This is a genomic window from Anaerotruncus sp. DFI.9.16 (assembly GCF_024461615.1).
In the GTDB taxonomy this organism is placed as follows: domain Bacteria; phylum Bacillota; class Clostridia; order Oscillospirales; family Ruminococcaceae; genus Anaerotruncus; species Anaerotruncus massiliensis.
On sequence record NZ_JANFZX010000003.1, the window covers coordinates 92,517 to 117,705 of the forward strand.

General features: G+C 62.5%; 19 protein-coding genes and 1 tRNA gene. 14 read left to right on the forward strand and 6 right to left on the reverse strand.

The annotated features are described in order from the left end of the window. The first annotated feature begins 19 nt into the window (after positions 1–19). From NE609_RS02950 to NE609_RS02960, 3 genes are all read left to right on the forward strand, one after another. On the forward strand, positions 20–1,099 hold the full coding sequence (locus tag NE609_RS02950) for a BMP family ABC transporter substrate-binding protein (protein WP_158595622.1): 1,080 nt from the start codon (positions 20–22) through the stop codon (positions 1,097–1,099). A 188-nt stretch (positions 1,100–1,287) separates the two neighbouring features. Further along, the gene (locus tag NE609_RS02955; protein ID WP_101550054.1) at positions 1,288–2,022 is read left to right on the forward strand and encodes a GntR family transcriptional regulator; all 735 of its coding nucleotides are present in this window, start codon (positions 1,288–1,290) and stop codon (positions 2,020–2,022) included. Positions 2,023–2,123: 101 nt separating this feature from the next. Further along, positions 2,124–3,038 carry a pseudouridine-5'-phosphate glycosidase gene (locus tag NE609_RS02960; RefSeq protein WP_305144833.1) on the forward strand — a complete coding sequence of 305 codons (915 nt, stop codon included), beginning with the start codon at positions 2,124–2,126 and terminating at the stop codon, positions 3,036–3,038. A 67-nt stretch (positions 3,039–3,105) separates the two neighbouring features. Here NE609_RS02960 and rpsR read toward each other — a convergent pair whose 3' ends face one another. The 3 genes from rpsR to rpsF are packed head-to-tail and all read right to left on the reverse strand — an operon-like array spanning position 3,106 to position 4,259. Continuing rightward, the gene (rpsR, locus tag NE609_RS02965; RefSeq protein ID WP_256151650.1) at positions 3,106–3,357 is read right to left on the reverse strand and encodes a 30S ribosomal protein S18; all 252 of its coding nucleotides are present in this window, start codon (positions 3,355–3,357) and stop codon (positions 3,106–3,108) included. Between the two features lie 50 nt (positions 3,358–3,407). Next, the gene (locus NE609_RS02970; protein ID WP_101550060.1) at positions 3,408–3,860 is read right to left on the reverse strand and encodes a single-stranded DNA-binding protein; all 453 of its coding nucleotides are present in this window, start codon (positions 3,858–3,860) and stop codon (positions 3,408–3,410) included. A gap of 21 nt (positions 3,861–3,881) precedes the next feature. Further along, entirely contained in the window at positions 3,882–4,259 is a 378-nt protein-coding gene (rpsF, locus tag NE609_RS02975) for a 30S ribosomal protein S6 (protein WP_101550064.1), read from the reverse strand. A gap of 233 nt (positions 4,260–4,492) precedes the next feature. On the opposite strand from rpsF, the gene NE609_RS02980 reads away from it, so the two are divergent. The 4 genes from NE609_RS02980 (at position 4,493) to NE609_RS02995 (ending at position 7,801) form a co-directional block, all read left to right on the forward strand. Next, complete coding sequence (locus tag NE609_RS02980) at positions 4,493–6,028, forward strand: NAD(P)H-hydrate dehydratase (protein WP_256151651.1); 1,536 nt, start codon at positions 4,493–4,495, stop codon at positions 6,026–6,028. 17 nt (positions 6,029–6,045) lie between these two features. Continuing rightward, entirely contained in the window at positions 6,046–6,585 is a 540-nt protein-coding gene (locus NE609_RS02985) for a hypothetical protein (RefSeq protein WP_101550067.1), read from the forward strand. Between the two features lie 218 nt (positions 6,586–6,803). Then, positions 6,804–7,175, forward strand: a complete 372-nt coding sequence (locus NE609_RS02990) for a type II toxin-antitoxin system PemK/MazF family toxin (RefSeq protein ID WP_101553195.1) — start codon at positions 6,804–6,806, stop codon at positions 7,173–7,175. A 149-nt stretch (positions 7,176–7,324) separates the two neighbouring features. Then, the gene (locus tag NE609_RS02995) at positions 7,325–7,801 is read left to right on the forward strand and encodes an acyl-CoA thioesterase (protein WP_121586805.1); all 477 of its coding nucleotides are present in this window, start codon (positions 7,325–7,327) and stop codon (positions 7,799–7,801) included. 56 nt (positions 7,802–7,857) lie between these two features. Here NE609_RS02995 and NE609_RS03000 read toward each other — a convergent pair whose 3' ends face one another. The 3 genes from NE609_RS03000 to NE609_RS03010 all read right to left on the reverse strand — a co-directional run bounded on the left by NE609_RS03000 (position 7,858) and on the right by NE609_RS03010 (position 10,788). Beyond that, positions 7,858–9,201: a hypothetical protein gene (locus tag NE609_RS03000; protein ID WP_256151660.1), complete on the reverse strand. Its 1,344-nt coding sequence runs from the start codon at positions 9,199–9,201 to the stop codon at positions 7,858–7,860. Positions 9,202–9,338: 137 nt separating this feature from the next. After that, positions 9,339–10,277: a uridine kinase gene (locus tag NE609_RS03005; protein ID WP_256151652.1), complete on the reverse strand. Its 939-nt coding sequence runs from the start codon at positions 10,275–10,277 to the stop codon at positions 9,339–9,341. 127 nt (positions 10,278–10,404) lie between these two features. Further along, positions 10,405–10,788, reverse strand: a complete 384-nt coding sequence (locus NE609_RS03010) for a desulfoferrodoxin family protein (RefSeq protein ID WP_101550074.1) — start codon at positions 10,786–10,788, stop codon at positions 10,405–10,407. 415 nt (positions 10,789–11,203) lie between these two features. On the opposite strand from NE609_RS03010, the gene NE609_RS03015 reads away from it, so the two are divergent. The 7 genes from NE609_RS03015 to NE609_RS03045 all read left to right on the forward strand — a co-directional run bounded on the left by NE609_RS03015 (position 11,204) and on the right by NE609_RS03045 (position 25,090). Further along, positions 11,204–11,710 carry a GNAT family N-acetyltransferase gene (locus tag NE609_RS03015; protein WP_256151653.1) on the forward strand — a complete coding sequence of 169 codons (507 nt, stop codon included), beginning with the start codon at positions 11,204–11,206 and terminating at the stop codon, positions 11,708–11,710. Between the two features lie 57 nt (positions 11,711–11,767). Then, a complete protein-coding gene (locus NE609_RS03020) occupies positions 11,768–12,199 on the forward strand; it encodes a PPC domain-containing DNA-binding protein (RefSeq protein ID WP_121586809.1) in 432 nt (143 codons plus the stop codon). A 65-nt stretch (positions 12,200–12,264) separates the two neighbouring features. Then, a tRNA-Pro gene (locus NE609_RS03025) sits at positions 12,265–12,341 on the forward strand. Between the two features lie 774 nt (positions 12,342–13,115). Beyond that, positions 13,116–16,550 carry an InlB B-repeat-containing protein gene (locus tag NE609_RS03030; protein ID WP_256151654.1) on the forward strand — a complete coding sequence of 1,145 codons (3,435 nt, stop codon included), beginning with the start codon at positions 13,116–13,118 and terminating at the stop codon, positions 16,548–16,550. Positions 16,551–16,750: 200 nt separating this feature from the next. Then, positions 16,751–18,556, forward strand: a complete 1,806-nt coding sequence (locus tag NE609_RS03035) for a glycerophosphodiester phosphodiesterase family protein (protein WP_256151655.1) — start codon at positions 16,751–16,753, stop codon at positions 18,554–18,556. Between the two features lie 354 nt (positions 18,557–18,910). Beyond that, positions 18,911–24,121: a DUF11 domain-containing protein gene (locus NE609_RS03040; RefSeq protein ID WP_256151656.1), complete on the forward strand. Its 5,211-nt coding sequence runs from the start codon at positions 18,911–18,913 to the stop codon at positions 24,119–24,121. Positions 24,122–24,520: 399 nt separating this feature from the next. Continuing rightward, on the forward strand, positions 24,521–25,090 hold the full coding sequence (locus NE609_RS03045; RefSeq protein WP_256151657.1) for a hypothetical protein: 570 nt from the start codon (positions 24,521–24,523) through the stop codon (positions 25,088–25,090). Positions 25,091–25,189: the final 99 nt, after the last annotated feature.

Consider the following 25,189-nt stretch of genomic DNA (forward strand, 5'->3'; position numbering starts at 1 on the left):
ATTCAAAGGAGAACGGAAAATGAAAAAGTCTGTAAAGATCCTTGCTCTCGCAATGGCGCTGGTTCTTGTCGCGGCGGCGTTTACCGCCTGCGGCGGCCAAAAGGCGCCAGAGACCTCCGCCCCGGCCGCTCCCGCGGAAGACGCTTCCGCCCCCGCGCCCGGCGATGGGGACGCCGCGGAAAAAAGCTACAAGGTGGCGCTCGTCTCCGACATGGCCGTCGACGAGGCCGAATGGCTTCAGAACCTGGTTGCCGGCCTCGGCGACTACCAGACCGAGCATCCGAACATCGAAGTGAAGGTGGTCGAAGCCACCCAGTCGAGCGAATACGAGCCCAAGACCCGCGCGCTGGCGCAGGCGGGCTACAACATCATCATCACCACCAACTCCAGCATGGCTGACGCGACGACCGCCGTGGCCGCGGATTTCCCGGACATCCTCTTCGGCAGCCTGGACGGCGTGATCTCGGACATCGCGGACTATCCCAACCTGCAGGAATTCGGCCTGAACCGCACCGAGACCGGATACCTTGCCGGCGTGGCGGCCGCCTGCGCGACCAAGGCGAATAAGGTCGGCATCGTGGCGGGCGCGGACGAGCCGGTCATCAACGCGATCGTCGCCGGCTGGCAGCAGGGCATGCGCAGCGTCAACCCCGACATCGAGGACATGGTCGCCTATGCGAACACCTGGACCGACCCGACCAAGGGCAAGGAGCTCGGCCTCATGCTCGTCAACGAGGGCTGCGACGTGATCGCGGCCGCGGCGGGCGGCACCGGCGTCGGCGGCGCGCAGGCCGCGGCGGAAAAGGGCGTCTACTTTGTCGCGTGGGACGTGCACTATCAGGACGTGCTGGGAGACCTGGAGCTGGGCAGCGCGGTCAACTTCTTTGACAAGATGGTCATCCAGTTCATCGAGGACGCGATCTCCGGCAATTTCCAGGGCGGCAAGCGCGTCGATTACGGCATCTCCGAAGGCGTCTGCACCTTTGAATATCTGGACAACTCCCCCCTGAGCGACGAGGCGAAGGAGAAGATCAAGGCGGCCTACGACGATATCATCGCGGGCAAAATCGACATCTCCACCGAGCCGCTGCACAAGTAAGCGGAAGAGAGAAGCGCGAACCCTCCGGGGGATTCCCCGGAGGGTTTCGCGGAAAATCGGCGGCGCGCGGCGGCCGCCGAATTGGTTGACACAACCAATTGGAATGTGTATTATGAAAACAGGAAGAGACATACATACAGACGTTTGATTAAATGGAGCTCGCATGACTCCGGAATTTGGGTGAAGAGATGAGTGCGCTGAAGAGGGTCGCCGGGGTTTCCCTGTACCACCAGATCATGGAAGACCTTCGCGAAGAGATCCAGGGGATGGCCTATGGGGAGCAGATTGAAACGGAGCAGCAGCTCGCGGAAAAGTACGCCGTGAGCCGGGGCACCGTCCGCCAGGCGATCACCGCGCTGGTGAGCGAGGGCCTGCTGACCAAGATCCAGGGGAAGGGGACCTTCAAGAGCGGCGTTGCGCTCGACCGCTCCACCGCGGTCGTCAAGAGCTTCACGGACCAGTTGCTGGCCTCGGGACTCGTGCCGGGGATCCGCGACGTGAACCTCGAATCCGACTTCGCGGACGAGCGGACGGCGAAACACCTGGGGCTCGCGCCCGGCACGCCGATCTGGCGGCTCTCCCGCGTGAGGCTGGCGGACGGGGTTCCGATCTCCTACTGCACGGCGTACATCAACCCGGCCTACGCGACGGGCCTCTGCGCGGGCGACCTTGAGATGTCGCTGATCGCGATGTTTACCGAAAAGCTCGGCGTCCCGCTCCAGCATGGGGAGAGCTTTGTGACTGCGACGCTGGCCAGCGAGGAGCTGGCGCAGCGGCTGGGCGTCAGCACCTCCACCCCCATCTTGCGCCTGGAGCATGTCGGCTTCCTGGCGTCGGGGGACCCGGTGTTTTTCGACGTCACCGACTCGATCGGCGAGCGGTACGTCATGCAGATCGAACAGGGCTCCTACGGCAGGGGCTGAGGGATCCCGGTCGACCCGGGGTCCCGGAAAAATCGGAATAATGATCTAGATGTCTATATGATATTGACCAAAATAAAATGAATCGTGGAGGTATGACTGCTATGAACCTGGAAAAATATTTGGATATCACGCCCGAAATCGCGCGGGCCGTAAGCGAAAACCGTCCGGTGGTGGCGCTCGAATCCACCATCCTCAGCCACGGCATGCCCTATCCGCAGAATCTGGAATTCGCGCACAAGGTGGAGGAGATCATCCGCGCCGAGGGCGCGGTCCCCGCCACCACGGCGATCCTCGGCGGAAAGCTCAAGGTGGGGCTGACGGCGGACGAGCTGGAGCGGATGTGCAAGCCGGGCGACATCGGCAAGGTGAGCCGCCGGGATGTGGCGGTCTATCTGGCGCAGAAGCGGGACGGCGCGACGACGGTCGCCACGACGATGCTGATCGCCTCGCTGGCGGGGATCCGCATCTTCGCGACCGGGGGGATCGGCGGCGTCCACCGCGGCGCGCAGGAGACCTTCGACATCTCGGCGGACCTCCAGGAGCTCGCGAACACGCCGGTCGGCGTGGTCTGCGCGGGGGCGAAGAGCCTGCTCGACCTCGGCCTCACGCTGGAATACCTCGAGACGTACGGCGTGCCGGTGCTGGGGGTGCGCACGGAGGATTTCCCGGCCTTTTACTGCCGCAGCAGCGGCCTGAAGGTGGATTACCGGATCGACACCGAGGAGGAGATCGCCGGCATCCTCCGCACCAAATGGGAGCTGGGGCTCAAGGGGGGCGCGGTCATCGCGAACCCGATCCCGGAGGAGTACGCGCTCGACTACGACGAGATGGAGCAGGTGATCACCAAAGCGCTCGCCATGGCGAAGGAGCAGGGCGTCCACGGCAAGGCGACGACCCCCTTCCTGCTGGCTGCGATCAAGGACATGACCCACGGCGTGTCGCTGGCGAGCAACCTGGAGCTCGCCTACAACAACGCGCGCGTGGCGGCGCGGATCGCCGTCGCGTACTGCAAATAACAGGCGGCAAAAAACGGCCGACTGGCAAATGCCGGTCGGCCGTTTTGATGTGCTGTTTTGCCAGCAGTCAGTCGCTGGTGTAGGGGAGCAGCGCGAGATGACGGGCACGTTTGATCGCGAGGGTCAGCTGGCGCTGGTGACGCGCGCAGGTGCCGGTGACACGGCGGGGAACGATCTTCGCGCGCTCGCTGAGATACCTTCTCAGGCGGGGGACGTCCTTATAATCGATCGGGCCGAGCTTGTCGACGCAGAAGGAGCAGACCTTTTTACGGCCTTTTCTGCCGCGCGGGCCACGGTTATCGGATCTGTCGTAAGCCATGATTCTAACCTCCTTGTAATGATATGGGGTTCACAGGTGGAAGAATGCGGTCAGAAGGGAAGGTCGTCGGAATCGGACGACATCTCGGAGAAGTCGCCCACATCGCCGCTCGCATAGGAGACGGCGGGCTCCGGCGGGGCCTGGGTGGGAGCGGGAGCGGTATAGCCCTGCTGGGAACCGCCGGCGCTCTTGCTTTCGCCGAACTGGACGTTGTCCGCGACCACTTCGACGGCACGGCGCTTGTTGCCGTTGCGGTCCTCATAGCTGCGGGTCTGGATCGAGCCTTCGACAATGATCATCTTGCCCTTGCTGAAGTACTTCGACACGAATTCGGCGGTCTGGCGCCAGGCCACGACGTCAATGAAGTCGGTCTGGCGTTCCCGGTCCCGGGAGTAGTTCCTGTCGACCGCGACGGTGAAGGTGATGACCGACACACCGTTCGGGGTCTGGCGCAGTTCCGGGTCGGCCACGAGGCGGCCCATGATAATCGCCCTGTTTAACATCGCGGTACACCTTCCTTACGCTTACTGCTCGGCGGGAGCAGCGGGTTCCTCGGCCGCGGGAGCGGCGGGGGCTTCTTCCTCCTTGGGCTCCTCCTTCGCCTCTTCCTCGTCTTTCGCGACGATCAGCGAACGCAGGACGCCGTCAGTGATCTTGTAGATACGGTCGAGCTCGGCGGGGAAATCGGGCTTCGAGGTGAAGTTGATCACCACGTAGTAACCGACGGTCTCATCGTTGATCGGATACGCCAGGGCGCGCTGTCCCCAGGTGTCGACCTTGGTGATGGTACCGTTCTCGCCGATGAGGGAAGAGAACTTCTCCACGAGCGCGTTGACGCTCTCCTCGCCGTTCTTCATGCTGAATACCATTACAGTTTCGTAGTTGGCTGTGAGCTGTGCCATTTGAACACCTCCTTTTGGACTTTAGGCCCTCTCTCGATGGAAAGGGCAAGGATGTTTGCAGCGCGGAAGGAATTCCGCGGCTAACCAGTAAATTATAGCAGGATTGCAGGAATTCGTCAAGGCCCGGACACTCCTTTTTTGTACAAGCTTTCGCTGTTTTCCGCCCATGAAACTGTGCTATACTATGGAGAGGAAACGGCCGGGACACACAAAAGCGACAGGGGGCTGACGACATGAGGATTCTGACATCCGAACAGATGAAGACGGTGGAACGCAATTCCCTCAACTATTCGATGAGCTGCGAGCGCCTGATGGAGAACGCGGGCAGCGCCGCGGCCGCAGCGATCCGCCGGGCGGCGGACGTGGAGGGGCGGTACGTCACGATCTTCTGCGGGCGGGGCAACAACGGGGGCGACGGGTTCGTCTCCGCGCGCCGGCTCAGCGAGGCGGGCGCGAACGTGGCGGTCGTGCTGACCGACGGGGACCCCAAGACGCCCGAGGCCGCCGAGATGCTCCAGCGGATCGGCGTGATGGACATCGCGGTCGTCGGCTACGGGGACGACCCCGAATACCTGACCGAGCGGCTCGCCTCGACCGACCTGCTGGTTGACGCGATCTACGGCACCGGCTTCCACGGCGAGCTCGACGAGCGCCACCGGGACGTCTGCCGCCTGATCAACGGCGTGGGCGTGCGGGTCTTCGCGCTCGACATCCCCAGCGGGGTGAACGCCGACACGGGGGAGGCGGACCCCTGCGCGGTGCGCGCGGGCATGACGGTCGTCTTCGACAGCGACAAGCCCGCCACCGCGATGCCCGCCGCCGCGGAGTACTGCGGCGAGGTGGTCGTCGCGGACATCGGCATTCCGCCCGAGGCGCACGAGGGGGTGGAGCCCCTCTTTACCCTCGTCGACCGCGGCTGGGTCTTCGACCGGCTGCCACGCCGCTGCCGCGACACCCACAAGGGGGATTACGGCAAGCTCCTGAACGTCGCCGGCTCCCAGCGGTACATGGGGGCGGCGGTGCTCTCGACGCTCTCCGCGATGCGTTCCGGCGCGGGCTACGTGACGCTCGCCTCCACCAAGGAGGTCTGCCGCACCGTGCTGCCCATGCTGCCCGAGGCGGTGCTGCTGCCGCTCGCGCAGAACCCCGACGGCTCCCTCTCCTACAAGGCGATGGACGCGCTGCTCGAGGCGGCGGAACGCAGCACGGCGGTGCTGGTCGGAAACGGCCTGGGGACCGGGCCGGACGCCTGCCGCATCGTCTACGAGCTCGTGCGGCGGGTTTCCCGCCCGCTCGTCATCGACGCGGATGGTATAAATGCGCTCGCGCGGAATATAGATATACTGAAGGACAAAAAGGCGGAGGTCATTCTCACACCCCACCTGATGGAGCTCTCCCGCCTGACGACGCTGCCCCTTGAGCAGCTGAGGCCCGACCCGCTGACTGCCGGGAAAGCGTTCGCGCGGGAGTACGGGGTCACGGTGGTGCTCAAGGGTGCCCACACGCTGACCGCCGCGCCCGGGGAGCGGGTGTGGATCAACACGACGGGAAACGCCGGGCTCGCCAAGGCGGGCAGCGGCGACGTGCTCGCGGGGCTCGTGGGCGCGCTCGCCGCGCAGGGCAGGAGCCCGGAGGAGGCCGCCGCCTGCGGCGTCTGGCTGCACGGCATGGCGGGCGACTACGCCGCCGGGGAGTTTTCCCAATATGCGATGCTCGCCCGCGATGTGATCGACGCGCTTCCGCGCGTATTCGCGGATAACGACCGGTAAATAAAGGAGGAGTCCCGATGATGAAACGGGTGTTCGGCATCCTGCTGGCGGCGGCGCTGCTGCTGGGCGCGGCGGGCTGCGGCGCGAAGGCGCGGGAGGAATCGGCGGCGGAGCAGATGCGCCAGAACCTCAGCCAGTCGTTCCAGACCACGGCAAAGGTCCGCTACGGCGGGCTGGAGACGGAGATGACGATCTACAAAAAGCCGATGAACTGCGCGGTCGTGACCTTCCAGTCGCCCGAGAGCATCCGGGACATCAAGATGACCTTCTTTACCGACAAGGTGACCGTCCAGTACGGGGACCTCAGCTTCGACTTCACGCCCGACAGCGTGCCGGGCAAGGCCGCCTCCAAGATGATCCTGTCGGCCCTCAACGCCGCGCTCAACGACCAGGGGGTCCGGTTCGAGGAGCAGGACGGAAAGCTCGTCGTGACCGGGAAAATCGAGGAGGGGGACTTCTCGCTCGTGGTCGACGGGGAAAACGGAAATATCCTGAAACTGTCGATTCCGCAGAACGACTTCGAGGTGGAGATCCTGAATTTCAAGATTCTTGAATGAACCCGGGGGTTTCAAACGGCCCGCACCATAAGGTGCGGGCCGTTTTTGCTGTCAAAAAGACGCGCCCGGAAATAGAATGGTAAAGGCGCGGGAACATTTTTCCCCCGCGCTGTTTAAACCATGCCCTGGAGGTTCAAAATATCGGTGCAGGATAACGCGTTAAAAATGCGAATACGGGCGGCGTGCTCGCCCGCCCATAACCACGGAGAGTGATGGACGTGACCGTAAAAAGGGGAGAGATCTACTACGCCGATCTCAGTCCGGTAGTAGGCTCGGAACAGGGCGGTGTGCGGCCGGTGCTGATCGTTCAAAACGACGTCGGAAACCGCTACAGCCCCACGGTGATCGCCGCCGCGATCACCAGCCAGAAGGAAAAATCCAAGCTGCCCACCCACATCGAAATCCATTCGGACGGGTGCGGCCTGTCGAAGGACTCGGTGGTGCTGCTCGAGCAGATTCGCACCATCGACAAGAAACGCCTCAAGGAGAAGATGGGCCGTCTCGACGACGGCTCGATGGGACAGATCAACCATGCCCTTTCGATCAGCTTCGGATTGGGCGACACGGGCAGCCAGTTCACGCCTACATAAACGCGTGGGCGAGCTGTCTTTATAAAGCGCCGGCGGTTTTTTCCCGGCCATATAACGCCCCGCCGGGGTCTCCCCGGCGGGGCGTCCGCTTGCGGGGACGCGCGGAACCTGATAAGATGGGGATACGAAATGAACGGAGGCGTCAGTTTATGGAAAACCTTGAGCACCGGGTCGCGGAATCCCGCACCGAGCAGATACAGATCGTCATGCCGGGCTATACCAACGGCAACGGCCGTCTCTTCGGCGGCAAGCTGGTGGCGTGGATGGACGTGGTGGCGGCGGTGACGGCGCGCAGGCACGCCCACCGGGACGTCACGACCGTCTCGATTGACAACCTCCAGTTCAAAAAGGCCGCCTACGCCAACGACACCGTCCTGCTGATCGGGCAGCTCACCCACGTGGGGGTCACGTCGATGGAGGTGCGGGTGGAGGCGTTCGTCGAGCGGCTGGACGGGAGCAAGGAGCTTGTGAACCGCGCCTATTTCACCCTCGTCGCGCTCGATTCGCACGAGCGCCCCACCCCGGTGCCCCGCCTGGTCCCCGAGACGGACGAGGAGCGCGCCGAGTGGGAGGCGGGCGCGCGCCGCACCGAGCTGAGGCTCCAGCGCCGCATCGAACAGTTTTAAAGAGCGCCGCGCGCAAAAAGCAGGGCGTCCGCCAACCGGCGGACGCCCTGCTTCCATTAGTATGCGATCTCGCATTTGAGCATCCCGTAGCCGTCCGGGAAGACGCGCAGGATCTTCCCGTAACAGGCCGCGCCGGTCGGCAGCTCGGGACAGAGGATCGCGGAGGGTCCCGGCCCGAGGTTCCCCACGTCGATGGGCGGCCCGTCCTCCACGACGGCGCTGACCTGCATATAGTCGCTGAAGCGCGCGTCGGGCAGGTGGCGGATGATTACCGCCTGCCCGGGAACGCAGACGGCGAGGCGCGCCTGCCGCCCGTGCAGGAAGCTTCCGGTGACGAAGGCGCGGCGGGTAAACTGCGGGCGTGCGCCGGCCGGCGGCATGCCGACGGGAAAGGCGGCTTCCCCGCTTCCGGAAGGTCTCCATATCGAAGGGGAGGCGGTCTCCGCGAAGGCGGGCGCTTCCCATGCACCCCACGGGGAGGACGCCGCGCGCACGGGGGCGGGCGGCGCCCATTCGTTCGGAGGATACGGGGGGAGCCTCCGGACGTGCGGCGGCTCGTCCCGCCGGGGAGCCGCGCCGGAAATCGGCGGCGCGGCGCGGTCGAGCAGCCAGTCGAGCCGGGCGGCGGGGGTGGCGGAGGGCGCGGGCCCCTCCTCCGCGGCAAATACGGCCGGGGCCGGTCCCTCCGGAACTGTCCGCGCGGCGGGGGCGGGCTCTTTCTCCGTCCATGCGGCCGGGACGGGCCTCTCGCGGACGGGCGGCCCGGTCGGGGCGGCGCCCGGTATCCCGCGGGGAAACGCGGTGGTCTCCGGAAGGGGAAGCTCCTCCGGTTCCTCCGCGGGGAACATGTTGTCCCCATCGGCGGAAAGCTCCCCGGCGGCGGGGGAGAAGAGGGCGCGCCGCCGCCAGAAATAGGCGAGGTTGCAGGCGCACAGCACGGACACGGCGACGGCGGCCCAAAGGGGCGGCCGGGGGAAGAGCCCGCCGGGCGGCGCAAAGAAGCAGGCGGCAGCCAGCGTGAGGCAGGCCGCCGTGTTGACGCAGAAGGAGAGGCGGTCGTAAAAGCGCAGGAAGAGCAGGTCGGCCAGCGCGCAGCCGCCCGCCGCCATCCAGACGACGGCGCCAGGGAGGGGAGGCGCGCCCGAAAGGATCACGTATCCGAGCAGGAGCCCGCCCGCGATCCCCAGGAAGGGAAGCAGCATGTTGGCGTAGAATTTGAGCCAGACGACCTGCCGCAGGGAAGTGGCCTCGAGCCGCCGGTCGAGCGCGCGGGAAAGGGAAAGCGCCTGCGCGTAGGCGAGCGGGTCGTCGTAGCGCGGCCGCCGCAGGAAAAGCCGCAGGTAGATTCCGGCGCCCCACAAGATGCAGGCGGCGCCGAACAGGCCCATCAGCCCAAACATGAGATGCCCTCCCGGATGTCGAAATTTGTCGAAACTAAGCATAGCATATCCGTGCGGCTTTTTCAATCACCCGGGAGGAATCAAAAGGAACCGCCCGGCATAAGCCGGGCGGTTCCCGAAACGTTTCAAATGGCCGGTCAGTCCCGCTTGATGAACTCCTGGATGAGGGAGGTCGCGGGCACCAGCGCCTGGTCGATGCCGAAGAAGTGCCGGGCGGAGTCGGTCAGCCGGCCGATCGTCTCGCGGTAGGGGGAGTCCGGATCGGTCTGCCGCAGCATTTCGGCGAGGGTGTCGTGGTAGAGGAAGGGCTCGTAATCGTGGGTGGAATTGATGTGCGCGTCCGCGAATTCGCGGAAGGGCCGGATATAGAGGTCCTCGCCGCGCAGAACATAGTCCCACATCCGCAGTGTCTCCTCCGCGCCGGTGCCCCGGTAGTAGAAATCGCGCAGCAGCCGCCGGGTGAGGCGCAGGTCGCGCGCGCCCAGCAGGATGCGCCCGCCGTCGTCCACGAAGTCGCTGTGCACGCTGATGTAGAGCTTGACGGTGCGGTGCGGGGCGAGCGTGTCGGTGAGCAGCGGGTTGAGGGCGTGGATGCCCTCGATGATGAGGTAGGTGTGCTCGTCGTAGGAGATTTCAAAGGTCTTCTCCGAACGGCGTCCCGCCGTGAAATCGAAGATGGGGAACTGCGCGCGCCCCGTCTGCAGCAGACGCTGCACCGTTTCGCGGAAGCAGTCAAGATCGAGTCCCTCGACGCTCTCATAGTTCTGGTAGCCGTCCTCCCAGCGGGGCAGCTGGTCGCTCGATTTATAGAAATTGTCCAGCGAGATGCGGTTGACCACCTTGCCGCGCTCGCGCAGCTCGTGCGCGATCTTTTTGGCGGTCGTGGTCTTGCCCGAGGCGGACGGCCCGGTGATCAGCAGGATATGGATGTGCCGTTCGGTGACCCGGTCGCAGACGGCGGAAATCTTCTGGAAATACACGCCCTCCTCCCGGCTGACGAACACCTCCGGCCGCGCGGCCAGTTCCTCGGTGATCGGAGCGGTGTGGACCCGTTCCATTTCAGGATTGTATTTCATCAGGATTCCCCCCGGTTTCATCATATGGTTTTCAATCTAACGATAGCACAATCACGCGGTTCCCACAAACCAGAATCTTCCTGTGCAAAAAGGGCGGCCATACGGCCGCCCTCCCGGCTCCGACCGATCAGACCACGGTCTTCCAAAGGCCGTGCAGGTTGCAGTAAGCGAATGCCGCGACGGGCTCGTCGTCCTCGAGCAGGAAGGTGACCTTCGGCTCGCCGCCGACAGGCAGGCTCTTGCGCTGGCCGCCCTTGGCGGTCTGGAGATAGACCCACGCGATGTGATGCTCCTCGGTCATCGGATGCGGAACGCTCCCGACCGAGACGGTGACCTGCTTGCCGGACACCTCGACCACAGGCAGGTGCTTTTCTCCCGCCGCGTCGGTGGTGTTGGGGACGAGCTCGGTCATCGGCTCGCCGCAGCAGATGATCTTGACGCCCGCGTTGTGGATCATGCCGACAAGGTTCCCGCAGTGTTTGCAGATGAAAAATTTCTGTTCCTGGCTCATGGATGTTTCCTCCTTTGATGTCTGCGTTGTTGCCGCGCCGTTTCGGCGCGGCTGAAAATGGCGGGGCTGCCCGCCACTGTCAACAGGATTATGCGGCCGCGGCGCCGGGCGGCCCCCGGCCATCGGCTGATATATATTATAGCATATCCTATGCCGCGCTTCATGAAAAAAGAGCGAAAAATTCGTGAACGGCAAGTCCGGTCACGGCAGGGACGCCATATGCTTCCGCTCCCTTGGGAAAAGGACCGGACGCCTCGGAATTTAGGATGTCCAGCCCACGCGTGAATATTGTTTTTATTGAAACCTCATAGGAACAGCCGGAAAAAAATCTTCACGCGGGTGGGGTTTTATGGTATAATACCAATGGAAAGGGGAATGGGTTTGCAAGCAGTCCGGCCGAAGGAGGCGGAACCGAATGGAGATGCTGGAATGGATCCCGGTAGAGCAGGCGGGGCAGATCGAAACGGTGTGCGAACTTGCCCGGGAAATCTGGACGGATCGCTATCTGGGGGCCTATGGGTCGATGGAACTGGACTATCTGCTCAGGACCTGGCAGTCTCCCGGGGCGGTCCGCCGCCAGATCGACGGAGGGCATATGGAGTACCGGCTCATCTGCTATGATGGGGCGGAGGTCGGGTATGCCGGCCTCCGGGAAAAGGAGGACGCCCTCTGGGTGTACCATGCCTATATCCGCGGGGAATATCACGGGAACCGCACGGTGACCGGGATGCTGGAACTCATCGAGAGGGAGTGCGCCGCGCGCGGGCTTGCCCGCGTATATGCGGTGGTGGACCGGAAAAACAGCCGCGCTTTGGACTACTGCGAGCGGCTGGGGCTGCACCTCCTGGAGAGGCGGACATGGGAGGCCGGCCCAGATTTCCCGATGGAACTCTGCGTGTTTGAAATGAAGATCAGAAAGTAAATATCGGAACTATTACTATTATATCACATCTTTTAAATTTGAAAAGAGGGAAGGGCCATGTTTTTTCACAAATTCGGTGACACCTATGCCATCCGCCTCGAACGCGGGGAGGAGCTGGCCGCGTCGTTGAAGGAGCTGTGCGTCACGGAGCGGGTCCGGCTCGGAACCCTCTCCGGGCTGGGCGCGATGGACCATGTTGTGGTCGGCGTCTACGATCTGGCAGAGAAGCGCTTCTGCCCGAATGTCTTTGACGAGCCGCTTGAGATGACCGGCTTGGAGGGCAGCGTCACGGAACGGGAGGGGGAGCCCTACCTGCATATCCACGCCTCCTTTGGCCGCGCGGACGGGTCGGTGATCGGCGGGCATCTGAGCGAGGCGCGCGTCAGCGCGACCGCCGAACTTTTCCTGCGCACGCTTGCCGGCCGCGTCGGCCGCGTCTTCGACGAGGAGACGGGCTTGAACCTGCTGGATTTCCGACTGGAAGGATAAGAGGCGAAAAATGTGAAAAACCCTCTTGATTTTACCTGCCGATTATGCTAATATAATATAGCCGTCCGGATATGGCGCAGTTTGGTAGCGCGCTACCTTGGGGTGGTAGAGGCCGTGGGTTCAAGTCCCGCTATTCGGACCAGAAGAAAAAGCCCGCAAATGAGCATTTTGCTCATTTGCGGGCTTTCTTCATGTCCTGCGTTGAAATGACAAACCCATCGGTTTTGCGTATCTACGACACTTTTACGACACTTGTACCGGATCAGTAACGGGAGCAGGCCCGAAGGAATCATCGGCAGGCCTGCTCTTGTGATGGATTTTCTGCAAAGTTTCTATACTCTTCTTTCACATGCAAGGATTTCATCAGATTCATGACCACGACGTGACCGCTTAGGCATAATTTTATATTGAGTATGTTGGTTGGGTGTGGGCGGAGGGTCCGCCCAGTCGCCGCATGGAGAGAGGAGATGTTGGAATGAATATGAAACGACTGTTATCGGGCTTTCTGGCAGCGCTGATGCTCTTATGCGCCGGGCTGCCGGCGATGGCGGAAGAGCTTCCCGAAGAGAAGAAGGACGAGCCGGTCTGCATCTGTGCGGTCGCCTGCTCGGAGGACGCGCCGAACGGAGACTGCCCCGTCTGCCGGGAGGACCCGGCGGATTGCATGGGCACACCCTCGGAGGGGGACGGAGATGACGCGGATAAACCCGTCTGTACCTGCGCGGTCGCCTGCTCGGAGGACGCGCCGAACGGAGACTGCCCCGTCTGCCGGGAGGACCCGGCGGATTGCATGGGCACACCCTCGGAGGGGGACGGAGATGACGCGGATAAACCCGTCTGTACCTGCGCGGTCGCCTGCTCGGAGGACGCGCCGAACGGGAACTGCCCCGTCTGCCGGGAGGACCCGGCGGACTGCATGGGCGTACCCACGGATAGGGACGGCGATGACGCGGATAAATTCGTCTGTACCTGCGCGATCGCCTGCTCGGAGGACGCGCCGAACGGGGACTGCCCCGTCTGCCGGGAGAACCCGGCGGATTGTACCGGAAAACCGGCGGTGGAAAACGATCTGGCCGTGATGTATAGCCCGGATGAGCAGATCATCACGCTTTATTATCACTCCAACTGGCCGGAGCATGAAGTGGAAAGACAGGACATCTGGGAAGCTGGAGAAATAATATTTGTTTTCCATGTATCCAATGTATTTTATGGAGAAGCTCTGCCGATCCACGCCTTTGTCGGCTGGAACACCAAACCGGACGGTAGCGGCAGGTACTATGATGACGAAGATAGAATTTATTTGAAAGAATATGGGAATTTCATGCCGGTCGAGCTGCATCTCTACGCCCAGTGGAATGTGGAACCGGAACCAGAACCGGAGGTATACCACGTCGTATTTGACCTGAATGGCGGACAGGAGGGTCACGGGCCGCTCGATGTGCTGTCCGAGGGTGCGCAAGGATCAACGCTGGTTGAGCGGGATTATACAGATGCCGTTCTTGCCTGGGGAGATATGGTTTGGTGTGTCCGTGACGGTTATCAGTTTACCGGATGGTGCCGCGACAAAGAGGGAAATGGGAAAATTTATCTGGATGAGGACATCGTCCTCTGGGAGGAGACGACCACCCTCTATGCGCAGTGGACGCCCATTGTTTCGCCGGAATCGGTTACCCTCCATCGGAACCTCTCGAAGAATGACGATTGCACCGTTGTTTGGGATGAACCTTATGTTCCGTGGCCGGATGAGATATCCGGCTTTGAGATAACCGAGGAACAGGCCGACCGTTTCCTTTTTTGGACGACGGAGCGGGACGGCGGCCAGATTTTGGGATCGTGGGGGGAAATCCCCGCGGATTTATATGCGCAGTGGACAAAAGCGGAGGACGGCCGGTTCATAACCTATTTTTTCGATGCTCCTTACTGGGGACCCAATGTCGATTATCAGACGTTCGACCTCTCGTCGGAAACGGCTCTGCGGACTCCGGAGGAACTGGGCTTTGACCGGGAGGGATTCCTGGGCTGGTCCGCGGAAGTCTATTTTACTCCCGAAACAAATCCGGATGAAGAAATCCCCGAATGGTTTACGCAGAGGGACCTCGACCAATACAGAGAAAATCCGAGCGTGCAGGGGATTGGACTCACCGCCCGCTGGGCAACCGGCGGCCATATCCTTTACGATGGAAACGGCAACACGGAGGGGAGTGTCCCGATGGATCCTGCCTTCCATTCCATCGACGAAGATGTAACGTTGCCCTTCCCCGCGGACCTCAAAAAAGACGGCGGCGTCCTGACCTCCTGGAACACGGCGGCGGATGGGAGCGGGAAAGGCTACTTCCCGGGTGGGAGAGGCCCCCGGCTGTCCGAGGATTTGACGCTCTACGCCCAGTACGCCGCGCTTGTCGAGCCCGATTCCTGCCGTGTGACCTACGACGCCAACGGCCTCGGCGGGACGGCGCCCGCCGATCCCACCGTCTACCGGTATGGCGAGGGCGCGGTGGTGCTTTCGCCTGACGGGCTCGTGCAGGGCCCCGGCCGCGAGTTCCTGCTCTGGAACACGCAGCCGGATGGGCAGGGGCTGGATTACCTGCCGGGCGGGACGCTGCGGGTCGCCGGCGACGTTACGCTTTATGCGATCTGGGGCAGGACATATACGCTGACCTATGATGCGAACGCGGCGGAATACACCGGGGAACTGCCCGCGCCGAAAAAATATCTTCAGGGGATCACTGCCCCGGTGGCGGACAATGTGCTGCGCGGGGAGGGCTATTTCCAGGACGGCTGGACGACGGAACCGAATGGAGAAATTATTTATAGAAAAAATGATTTAATACATAATACTGATACAATACCCATAACGGAGGATACCGTACTCTACGCACGGTGGTGCCGCCCGATGGAGGTCCGGTATGACGCCGGGCTTCCGGAAGAGGGCGTCTCTCCTGAGGAACGTGAACGGCTTGAGTCCCTACTTCCCGTGGACAGTGGGCAATATGGTTATGAATCCTGCGCGGATCCGGCCTATCCCTCTTACTTGCAGGTGCTGGCTCCCAAAGAAGGCTTTGTGAGGGAGAATTTTTACTTTGACGGTTGGTCGGGATTATCTCCCGGTGAGCGGGTTCCCACCGATTGGCTCTATGAAGAGGATGAACAGCCGTCGGATGAGTCGCCGGTCCTGATCCTGTGCGCGAAATGGCTGCCGAAAACGGACGCCTGCCGGGTCACATTTGATATGAATCTTCCGGATGGACAGACGTTGCAGGAAGAACTTCCGCAATATTTTTCTGTGGAAAAAGGTTCGGAACTTTATTTGCCCCGCATTTCGATCCCCACCTGCGAGGACTATTATTTTACCGGATGGCGGGTAAATACGAGTCCGGGAAAAGGGATTGAGTGGGACGGCCTGACCGGATATGTTCCAAAGAGGTTTTGGATTGATAGCGACGCGGTGGAATGCGTCTTTTCTGCCCAGTGGGCACCCAAGAGTGATTTTTACACCGTTACAGTTACCTATCAGGATCCTGACGGGAGTACGCACCTTGGCCCTGACGGACTTCCCTGTGTTGAAAAATGGGCCGTGCCGTGCGATACCTATGTGTTTGTACATGACCTTCCTGTCTTTGAGCTATATGGAGAATACATTTCCTTCCAGTTGGACGGGAAAAAACTCCAGGACAAATTTTTGGTTGACCGGAATCTTGAAATCATCATGACGATTCCGTCAATGGTATTTCCAGTCAGCTTCCGTTCGAGCGAATATGGAAGTCTGCGGCCGGATGGGGGCGGGCCGCCCATGCACGAGATCACCGGAACCGCGGGCGAGAAATATTCTCTTGCTCGAACATCGAGTGTCGGTATCCCGGAGCCGGTGCCGGACGAGGGCTACCATTTTGTTGGGTGGAACGTACAAATTGTTGTGGATTACTACAATACGGGTGGAGGCAGGAGCGCCGCTCTCATGGTCGACCTGCCTGAATCACATTTCGCTGACGAGCAGATCCATTTTTACTCCAATGTGGACCCGGAGTCATTTGTCCCTACGGCCCAGTCGAGTTCTGAGTATGTGGTAGGCCACGTCCGGCGGGTCACCTGCATCGCGATGTTTGCCCACGACGCGCCGACGCCTGAAAGACCCGACAAGCCCGCCGGCGGAAACGGCGGCGGGGGCGGTTCCGACCCGAAGCCGCCCAAACGCCTGCTCAAGTCGTTGGAGGACCCGAAGCCGCTCGAGACGGTCCTGATCGAGGAAAAACCGATCCCGTTGACGGGGGACCGTTCCATGTCCGGGCTGGCGCTGCTGGCACTGGCCGTATCCGGATGCGGAATCCTCCTCTCACGCCGGAAAAGGCGTTGATGAAAAAACAATAAAGCTGCGAAAGGGCCGTATGGGCGTTTGTCCATGCGGCCCTCGTCGGTTTTTTTCGTTTGGATTGGTATCTTGTCTCCCCATATGCTAAAATAGATAAAAAGTCCACTTCCGGAGAATCAGGCGATCCGCGCCGGTGACATAATAGGATAGACCATACTCGAACGAATGGAAAAGAAGGCGACAAAATGGGGAAATACCAACGGATGGACCGGATACCCTGGAGCATCTGGGGCGTCGTCCTGCGCAACTGGAGCACGTTGCTGTGCTTTGAGGTGTTCTATCGCGTCATGGGCTTTGAGGTCCTGTTCCCCTGGCTCCGCTATCTGCTGAGCCTGCTGCCGGGACTGGTGGGAGAGCCTTATCTGGGACAGAAAAACCTTGCGTCCATCCTGCATCATCCCACCGCCCTCCTGCTGCTTCTGTTCATCGTCCTGCTGGCGGCGCTGTTCGTCTGCATCGAGATCGTCGGCCTCTTCGTCTATTGTGAGAGGGGCTGGCGGAGGGAGAGCCTGACCGTATGGAATCTCATAAAGGAGACGGCGCTTCGGATGCGGAGCCTGCTGTCGCCCAAACGGCTGGCGGTGCTCCTGCTCTTTCCGCCCATGGCGCTTTCCGTCTTTGCCCTCACCAGCGGCTACCTGAAAAACGTGAAGGTGCCTGAATTTATCCTGGAGTTTTTTGCAGGCAACCCTGCGCTTTCCCTGCTGTTTTCCGTCGTTGTGCTCCTGTCCAACCTCCTTCTGCTCACCTATCTCTACGGCTTTCCGTCCCTGCTCTTCGGGGGAGAAACCTTTTTGGGCTCCTGGAGGGCGAGCTTCCGGCTGCTGCGCAGGGAAAAACGGCGCACCGCCAGGAAAATCGCCGCCTGTCTTCTGCTCCTGACGCTGACGGCGGCCGTCCTGATACTCGCGGTGGTGGTTTTCACGGCGCTCAGGGTAAAGTGCTTCACGCCCCCGGAGGAGGCGCGCGGCCAGTTCCAATTTTTCATAACTTCCGCCGAGCAGTTCTGGACGGCTTTTTCGGGGGCGTTCCTATCGGCTTTTCTCTGTGCGGTGATGGTGAGCCTCTACCACGAGCGGAGGGGAGAGGAACGCCCCGGACGGGTAAAAAGGAAGCGCGCATGGCCGAGCGTCGCCTTGCGGCTGGCGATCGTTGCCGGCACCCTGGTGCTGGTGACCTTCTTCAGCGAAACGGAGGCGGGCGGTTGGCGGGCCTACTCGCCGGAGCCGAAAACGGAGGTTGTGGCCCATCGGGCGGGGGCCGGCCTTGCACCGGAAAACACGGTGGCGGCACTTGACCGGGCCGTGGAGGATGGGGCGCATATGGCTGAGATCGACGTCCAGCAGCTCGGGGACGGCACCCTCATCGTCATTCACGACACCGGCTTTCAGCGGACCGCGGGGGTGGACCTGCCGGTTTGGGAGGCCTCCTATGGGGATGTGGAACGGATGGACGCCGGCTCGTCTTTTGCCGATGCTTTTGCCGGGGAGCCGGTCCCCACTCTGGATCGAATGCTCCGGGCGGCCAAGGGGCGCATCCGGCTGATGATTGAACTCAAATCCACCGGGCATGAGACGGACCTGGTGGAACAGACCCTGGACCTCATCAAGCGCAACGGCATGGAACGGCAATGTGTCGTTGCCTCCATGGAGATGGATCTTCTGGAGCGCGTCAAGGCCCTGGACCCTGAGATGGAGACGGTCTACATCTCCATGCTCCTGCTCACCGACCGATACGACCTCAAGGATATCGACGCCTACAGCGTGGAAACCGGTTCCCTGTCCGTCGGAATGGTGTATCAGGCCCACTTCCAGGGGAAGAAGGTCTATGCGTGGACGGCAAACACGGAGAGTTCCATCGACTCCATCCTCTACAACGATGCGGACGGCGTCGTGACAGACAATGTCCCGCTGGCATGGTCCCGCATCCAGGAGAGCGGCAAAAACAGGCCGCTGGACGAGTTGACCGATTTTTTCTTCCCGTTGAAATAGGCGCGGATGCCTGCGGCATCGGAAAGCGCCGGGATGCCCGGATGGGCGGACTGGGGCCGGGAAGGCCGCAGGAACGGCTTGCGGCTGCTTTCAGAGCGGGATTCCCGATTATACGGGCCGGAACCATTTTGGGGGTTCCGGCCCGTATTGTTTTTCCCGGTTGTCCGAAGTATCGGCCGCGGAAGTTTGGGCTTTTAAACGGTACCCGCCGGCTAAGAAAGGCATATATTGTACAAGGGGCGGAACGGGCGGTTGCGCCCACACCCCGGCAGCCGGACCGGCTGCTGTCCGAAACCATTTTCCGCCGCCAAGGAACTTGGCGGCGTTTATTTTAGATCGAGAGGTGCAATCACTATGGCAACGATATCGGGTCGTGTCGTCTTCGACAGGGATCGAAGCGCCACGATCTCCAGCGGCGATTCCGGGCTGGCCGGGATCCCAGTGGTGCTTCAAAATATTGATACGTCTGCGCGGCTGACCGTTTTGACGGACGCCGCCGGCAACTATACCTTTCTCAATGTGCCCAGCGGCAGCTACCGGATCGTGGAATCCTACGGCGCGCCCGGCGGGACGCCGACACCGGGGGATTTCTCCGCCGCCGTGGCGGGGAGCGTCCCCGAGGGCGTCAACCCGCCCATCGGCGCGGCGGTCAATCCGCCGCCCGGCTCCACAAATCTGGATTCTGTCACGCCTGACACGCTGCTGGTCACAGTCGCCGGCACGGACTTGGCCAACCAGAACTTTCTCAACGGCCCCGTCATCTATACGCCCATCCAGACGATCTTGGATTCCTGCGCCGTCATTTCGGGCGAAAATCTGATCCGGGTCGCGGACGACGGGACTTTCGGCGCCTTCCCGCAGGGGACGCCGGCCAATACCGGCGCGCCCGTGGAACCCTATCCCGGCGTCACGCCGGACTTCACTTATGTCCTGCCCAACCCCGACGTCTACGCGCCCGCCGGGGGAGAATACACGGTGCAGAACATCATGAACGACGCCCTGAGCGAGGTGATCGGCGCGTGGTGGCGGATCGCGGACCACACCACGGGCAATGAGACCGGCCGGATGATGATCGTCAACGGCTTTAACCCCGGAGCGGTCTTCTTCCATGCCGTGATTCCGGTACAGCCCAACACGAATTATTTGTTCACCTCATGGATCCTGAACCTCTTCCGGGTGACGGGCTACCCCAACCCGGAACTCGGCGTGCGCGTACTGGGCCAAAACGGCGGCGTTTTGTACAGCGCGACCCTGGGCATTCTGATCCCCGTCAACGTCAACGCGCCGGAATGGAGGCAGATCGGCAGCGTGATCAATTCGCAGGACAATACCAGCCTGACCGTGGAATTTTTAAGCGAGGGCCCGGAGGTGATCGGCAACGATTACGCCATCGACGACGTCTCCTTCCAGGAGATCCAGGAGCCCCTGTTCATCCCGGTGAAAACCGTCGACAGGCCCGCCGCCAACGTGGGGGAGACGGTCCGTTACACGGTGACGCTGACCAACACCTGCGAAAGCCCCCTGACAGGCGTGTTCTTCCGGGATTCCGTGCCGAACGGGCTCGTCTTCGTTCCCGGAAGCGTCACGGTAAACGGCGCGCCGGACACGGCGGCCGACCCGGACATCGGTTTCGCACTGCCGGACGTCCCGGGCGGCGGGACCGTCACCGTCGCGTTCTCGGCCGCGGTAACGGAGGTCCCCACCCCCAATCCCACGCTGAACAGCGCGTCCGTCCGCTATGAGTATACGCCGGTGGAGGGCGGTATCCCGGGGGAATTCAACGTGGTCTCCAACTATGTGCCGGTGGAAGTCGGCGAATCGGCGGACCTCTCGGTGGTGAAAACGTCCAGCCCCAGCCCTGTGGACCCGGGAAGCCTGCTGACCTATACCGTTACAATATCCAACGCGGGGCCTTCGCCCGCCGAAAACGTGCAGCTTGCGGATAATGTCTCCTCCACCCTGGCCGACGCGGAGCTTTCGACCGACGGCGGCGCGACCTGGAGCCCGTGGGCGGGCCCCTATCCGCTGGACCGACTTATCAGCGGGGAGAGCCGGACCATCCTTATCCGCGGCACGGTGGACTTTTCGGCAAACGGGCGGATCGAAAACACCGCCACGGTGCTCTCGTCCACGCCCGATCCCGATCTTTCCAACAACTCCGATACGGTCGTGACGCCCGTCAACGAGCTGGCCGACCTCTCGGTGGTAAAGCTGGGAAGCCCCAAGCCCGCCGTGCCCGGAGAGCCGCTCACCTACATGGTGACCGTCTCCAACGCGGGCCCCTCCGCCGCGATCGGCGTGCTGCTGACGGACACCATACCCGCCGCGCTGACCGATGTGGAGTATTCCGTCGACAACGGCGTCTCCTTCCAGCCCTGGACCGGGTCCCTTGCTTTGGGAGACCTCGCGCCGAACACCGTGCGCCAGGTGCTGATCCGCGGGCGGGTGAGCCCCTCGGCGGCGGGGACCATCGTCAATACCGCCGTGGTGGGCAGCGCGACCCCCGATCCCGATCCCGGCAACAACACCTCAACTGATGAGACCCCGGTGGCGGAAAGCGCCGACCTGGCCGTGACCAAATCCGGCAGTCCGTCGCCCGTGCCCGTCGGCGGCGTGCTGACCTATACGGTGACGGTATCCAACGCGGGCCCCGGCGACGCGCGGAACGTGACGCTGACTGACGCGCCGCCTCCGGAGCTCACCGGGGTGGAATATTCGCTGGACAGCGGCGCCACCTTCCAGCCCTGGACCGGCTCGGCCGTTCTGGGCACTCTGCCCGCCGGCGGCTCCCGCGTCGTGCTGCTCCGCGGCACCGTGAGCGCCGGAGCGTCCGGGACCATTACCAACACCGCCGAGGCCGCCAGCCCCACCCCCGATCCCGACCCCGACAACAATCGGGCCACCGAGATCACTCCCATCGACACCTCGGCAGACCTGTCGGTTGTCAAGACGGGCAGCCCCAGTCCGGCGGTTCCCGGCCAATACCTGCTCTTCAGCGTCACCATCGCGAATGGCGGTCCCGATCCGGCGGTAAACACCCTGCTGGCCGACGCGGTCCCTGCTTCCCTCTCCAACGTGGAATTTTCCACGGACGGCGGCACCACCTGGTCCCCCTGGACCGGCTCCTACGCCGCGGGGACGCTGCCGACCGGCGCGGTCCGGACGGTGCTGCTCCGGGGGATCGTGAGCCTCTCGGCCTCCGGGACCATCGTCAACACCGCCGCCGTCTCCAGCGACACCCCCGACCCAGATCCGGACAACAACACCTCCACGGCCATCGTCCCCGTGGGGGCCTCCGCGGACCTGTCCGTCCGAAAGACGGCGCTTCCGACCCCCGTGGAGGCGGGCGGACTGCTGACCTACACGGTCACGGTGTCCAACGCGGGCCCCAGCACCGCGCTGGACGTGGAACTGGCGGATTTGCTCCCCGCCGCAATCCTCAACCCGGAGTTCGCCGTACAGGGCGGGACCGTGTTCACTCCCTGGGTCAGCCCCTACGGGATCGGCACCCTGGCGGCGGGGGAATCCTTCACGTTGACCATACGCGGGACCGTGGACCCCTCCACTCCCAGCGGGACCATTGCCAATACCGCCGTGGTGAGCAGCGCCACGCCCGACCCCGATCCCGGCAACAACTCCGACACGGTTGAGACTCCCGTAACGGTGTCCGCCGACGTGGCGGTCTTCAAGACCGCCGACAGCAGCCCCGCCGTGCCCGGCCGGACCTTCGGCTATACCATCGCGGTCGTCAACGCCGGACCCTCCGACGCCCAAGGCGTGACGCTCATCGACGCGGTGCCCGCCGTCCTGCACGACCCTGAATTTTCCGTGGACGGCGGCGTCACCTTCTTCCCCTGGGCCAGTCCCTATGCGCTCGGCACGCTCGCGGCGGGCGCAAGCCGAACGATCCTGCTCCGCGGAACGCTCAGCGCCTCCGCGACCGGCGAGATCGTCAACACCGCCGTGGCGGAGAGCGCCACGCCCGATCCCAATCCCGGCAACAACCTCTCAACGGATACGACGCCGGTCCGGCCCTCCGCCGACCTTTCCGTTATCAAGCTGGCAAGCCCCGACCGGGTGCCGGCCGGGGGACGGATCACCTATACGCTTGTAGTTTCCAACGCCGGTCCCTCGGCGGCGGAGGGCGCCGTCCTGAACGACCCGCTCCCTGCGGGGCTGGAGAACGCCGAAATCTCCGCGGACGGCGGCGTTACCTGGGCGCCCTTCGGCGGAGTCTATTCCCTGGGGACGCTGGCCGCCGGAGCGGTCGTCAAGCTGCTCATCCGCGCCACGGTCATCCCCTCCGCGTCCGGCAGCCTGACCAACACGGCGGCGGTAACCGGCGCCACGCCCGATCCCGACCCGGACAACAACGATTCCACCGTGGTCACGCCGGTGATCCCCTCGGCGGACCTTTCCGTCCGCAAGACTTCCGCTCCCAACCCGGTGCGGCCGGGCGACGTCCTGACCTACACGCTGACCGTCTCCAACGCGGGACCGGCCGACGCCCAGGACGTTGTGGTGCTGGACAATGTACCGTCTGGCCTGATCGGCCCCGAATATTCTGTGGACGGCGGCGGGACCTTCCAGCCCTGGACCGGTTCCCTGGCGCTGGGGACGCTGGCCGCCGGGAGCGTCCGCACGATCCTCCTGCGGGGGACGATCGCCCTGCTGGCAAGCGGCAGCATCGTCAATACGGCTGTCGTAAGCAGCATCACGCCCGATCCCAACCCGGACAACAATACCGATACGGATACGGTCGGCGTGACCGCCGCGGCATCGGCGGACATTGCCGTCACAAAAAGCGCCCAGCCAGGCCCGGTCGTCCCGGGCCAGCTGCTGACCTACACCGTCACCGTCGCCAACCGGGGACCGGACGACGCGGATGACGTGGCGCTTTACGACGAGGTGCCGCCCGAACTGTCCGGGGCGGAGTTTTCCGCGGACGGCGGTATGACCTGGAACGTCTGGTCGAACCCGTATCTCATTGGACGGCTCGCCGCCGGGGAGCGCGTGACCTTCCTGATCCGTGGGACCGTATCCCCGTCGGCCTGCGGGACGATTTCCAACACGGCGGTGGCGGCGGGCGCCACGCCGGACCCTGATCCCAATAACAACACGGCCACCGTGGATACGCCGGCCGCGTCGGGTGGGGCGGATCTCTCCATTCAAAAAACCGCGTTCCCCAACCCCGTGTGCCGCCGTCAATACGTCACCTTCACGCTGACCGTCTCCAACGCCGGCCCCGCGGCGGCGGAAAGGGTCGTCATCACGGATATGCTGCCCGGGGAATTGAGCAAGGCCGTCTTTTCGACGGACGGCGGCCGGACCTGGAGACCCTGGACCGGATGCCATACGGCAGGCGTTCTCGCCGCGGGCGCGTCCATCCGCATTCTTGTGTCCGGATTCGTCAGCGCGTGCGCCAAGGGCGCCATCTGCAACACGGCCGGCGTCTCCTCCATCACCGCCGATCCGAATCCGTCCAACAACACGGTCTCAGCCGCTGTCTGCGTGGGCGATCCCTCCTGCTGCCGGCCGAAAAACAGCGGAGGCTGCGGCAGTTAGCATTGCCTGGGAAGGGCGCGCCGCAGGATCAGAAAACTGCATGCAACATCGAAAAATTACAGGTCACAAAACAAATTGAAATGAAGTAGTGCAAAAAAAGCGAAAGCGGGCCCGATCAAAGATCGGGCCCGCTTTTTGTCTGGGCATGTGTGGAAAAATTGGATCGGTTTCAAAAGGTACACCTTATAAAACATGGAGAGTTTTTCTGTTTTTTCCACAAAATGAGGAAATATTTCTTTAAATAGGGAATTGCTGTTAAAAGTATAGCATTTTTTTATATGGATGACAACAAAAAATATTTATAAATTCTTAGATATTATTTCTTTTTAAAGTCACAAAAAGCGTACTTTTTGAAACATTTTTGAGCGTTAAGTACAGTAATAAATCGGAGGATCGGATATGGCAAAGAGGTCCAGGCAGCAGTTGGGGAACGTCCCTGTGACCATGATATGCGTGAATGCGGTGACGGAAACCACGATCAGCGGCTGTTTTGGAGAGGGGGCCCTGGCGGACGGCGTGCCCCTGCGGACGGCGAGCGGGGAATTTTATAACGGCGGCTTTGCGGAGAAGCTGCCTTTCACCGGATTTTACGACCTGGTCATGAAGCTGGACGCCGTCTTCGACTATTTCTCCTTCCCCCAGCGGGGCACTCAGCTGCGCACGGCCGGGAAACCGGGCCCGGCGGCGCGGTTCGCGCAAATGAAGGAGGACGTCCTGCCCCGGCTGGCGCAGCAGTGGAACGAACGGGTGATGCAGAATGGCTGGGGGAGGTGCGCGACCTTCTCGGTGCATGTGTACGCACGGCAGAACAGCAGCTGGCAGGGGCGCGTGAGATGGCTGGAAGGAAAGCGGGAGGAGAGCTTCCGGAGCGTGCTGGAACTCACGTGTTTTCTGGAGAGCGTATTGGATATTGAGGAGCGATCCTTGCGGATAGAAGAGACGGGAAGACATGGAGGGACGGAAGAATGAAAACGTTGTGGAGGAATAAAGAACACAGCGGGAAGCGGTATGCCGCGCTGCTTTTGGCGGTGCTGATGCTGATGAGTACGATCCCGGTCTTTACATACG

What these genes read in the sequence shown, in the direction of transcription:
- NE609_RS02950 (WP_158595622.1), top strand. Translation starts at nt 20, where the DNA reads ATGAAAAAGTCTGTAAAGATCCTTGCTCTCGCAATGGCGCTGGTTCTT.
- NE609_RS02955 (WP_101550054.1), top strand. Translation starts at nt 1,288, where the DNA reads ATGAGTGCGCTGAAGAGGGTCGCCGGGGTTTCCCTGTACCACCAGATC.
- NE609_RS02960 (WP_305144833.1), top strand. Translation starts at nt 2,124, where the DNA reads ATGAACCTGGAAAAATATTTGGATATCACGCCCGAAATCGCGCGGGCC.
- rpsR (WP_256151650.1), bottom strand. Translation starts at nt 3,357, where the DNA reads ATGGCTTACGACAGATCCGATAACCGTGGCCCGCGCGGCAGAAAAGGC.
- NE609_RS02970 (WP_101550060.1), bottom strand. Translation starts at nt 3,860, where the DNA reads ATGTTAAACAGGGCGATTATCATGGGCCGCCTCGTGGCCGACCCGGAA.
- rpsF (WP_101550064.1), bottom strand. Translation starts at nt 4,259, where the DNA reads ATGGCACAGCTCACAGCCAACTACGAAACTGTAATGGTATTCAGCATG.
- NE609_RS02980 (WP_256151651.1), top strand. Translation starts at nt 4,493, where the DNA reads ATGAGGATTCTGACATCCGAACAGATGAAGACGGTGGAACGCAATTCC.
- NE609_RS02985 (WP_101550067.1), top strand. Translation starts at nt 6,046, where the DNA reads ATGATGAAACGGGTGTTCGGCATCCTGCTGGCGGCGGCGCTGCTGCTG.
- NE609_RS02995 (WP_121586805.1), top strand. Translation starts at nt 7,325, where the DNA reads ATGGAAAACCTTGAGCACCGGGTCGCGGAATCCCGCACCGAGCAGATA.
- NE609_RS03000 (WP_256151660.1), bottom strand. Translation starts at nt 9,201, where the DNA reads ATGTTTGGGCTGATGGGCCTGTTCGGCGCCGCCTGCATCTTGTGGGGC.
- NE609_RS03005 (WP_256151652.1), bottom strand. Translation starts at nt 10,277, where the DNA reads ATGAAATACAATCCTGAAATGGAACGGGTCCACACCGCTCCGATCACC.
- NE609_RS03010 (WP_101550074.1), bottom strand. Translation starts at nt 10,788, where the DNA reads ATGAGCCAGGAACAGAAATTTTTCATCTGCAAACACTGCGGGAACCTT.
- NE609_RS03015 (WP_256151653.1), top strand. Translation starts at nt 11,204, where the DNA reads ATGGAGATGCTGGAATGGATCCCGGTAGAGCAGGCGGGGCAGATCGAA.
- NE609_RS03020 (WP_121586809.1), top strand. Translation starts at nt 11,768, where the DNA reads ATGTTTTTTCACAAATTCGGTGACACCTATGCCATCCGCCTCGAACGC.
- NE609_RS03030 (WP_256151654.1), top strand. Translation starts at nt 13,116, where the DNA reads ATGGGCGTACCCACGGATAGGGACGGCGATGACGCGGATAAATTCGTC.
- NE609_RS03035 (WP_256151655.1), top strand. Translation starts at nt 16,751, where the DNA reads ATGGGGAAATACCAACGGATGGACCGGATACCCTGGAGCATCTGGGGC.
- NE609_RS03040 (WP_256151656.1), top strand. Translation starts at nt 18,911, where the DNA reads ATGGCAACGATATCGGGTCGTGTCGTCTTCGACAGGGATCGAAGCGCC.
- NE609_RS03045 (WP_256151657.1), top strand. Translation starts at nt 24,521, where the DNA reads ATGGCAAAGAGGTCCAGGCAGCAGTTGGGGAACGTCCCTGTGACCATG.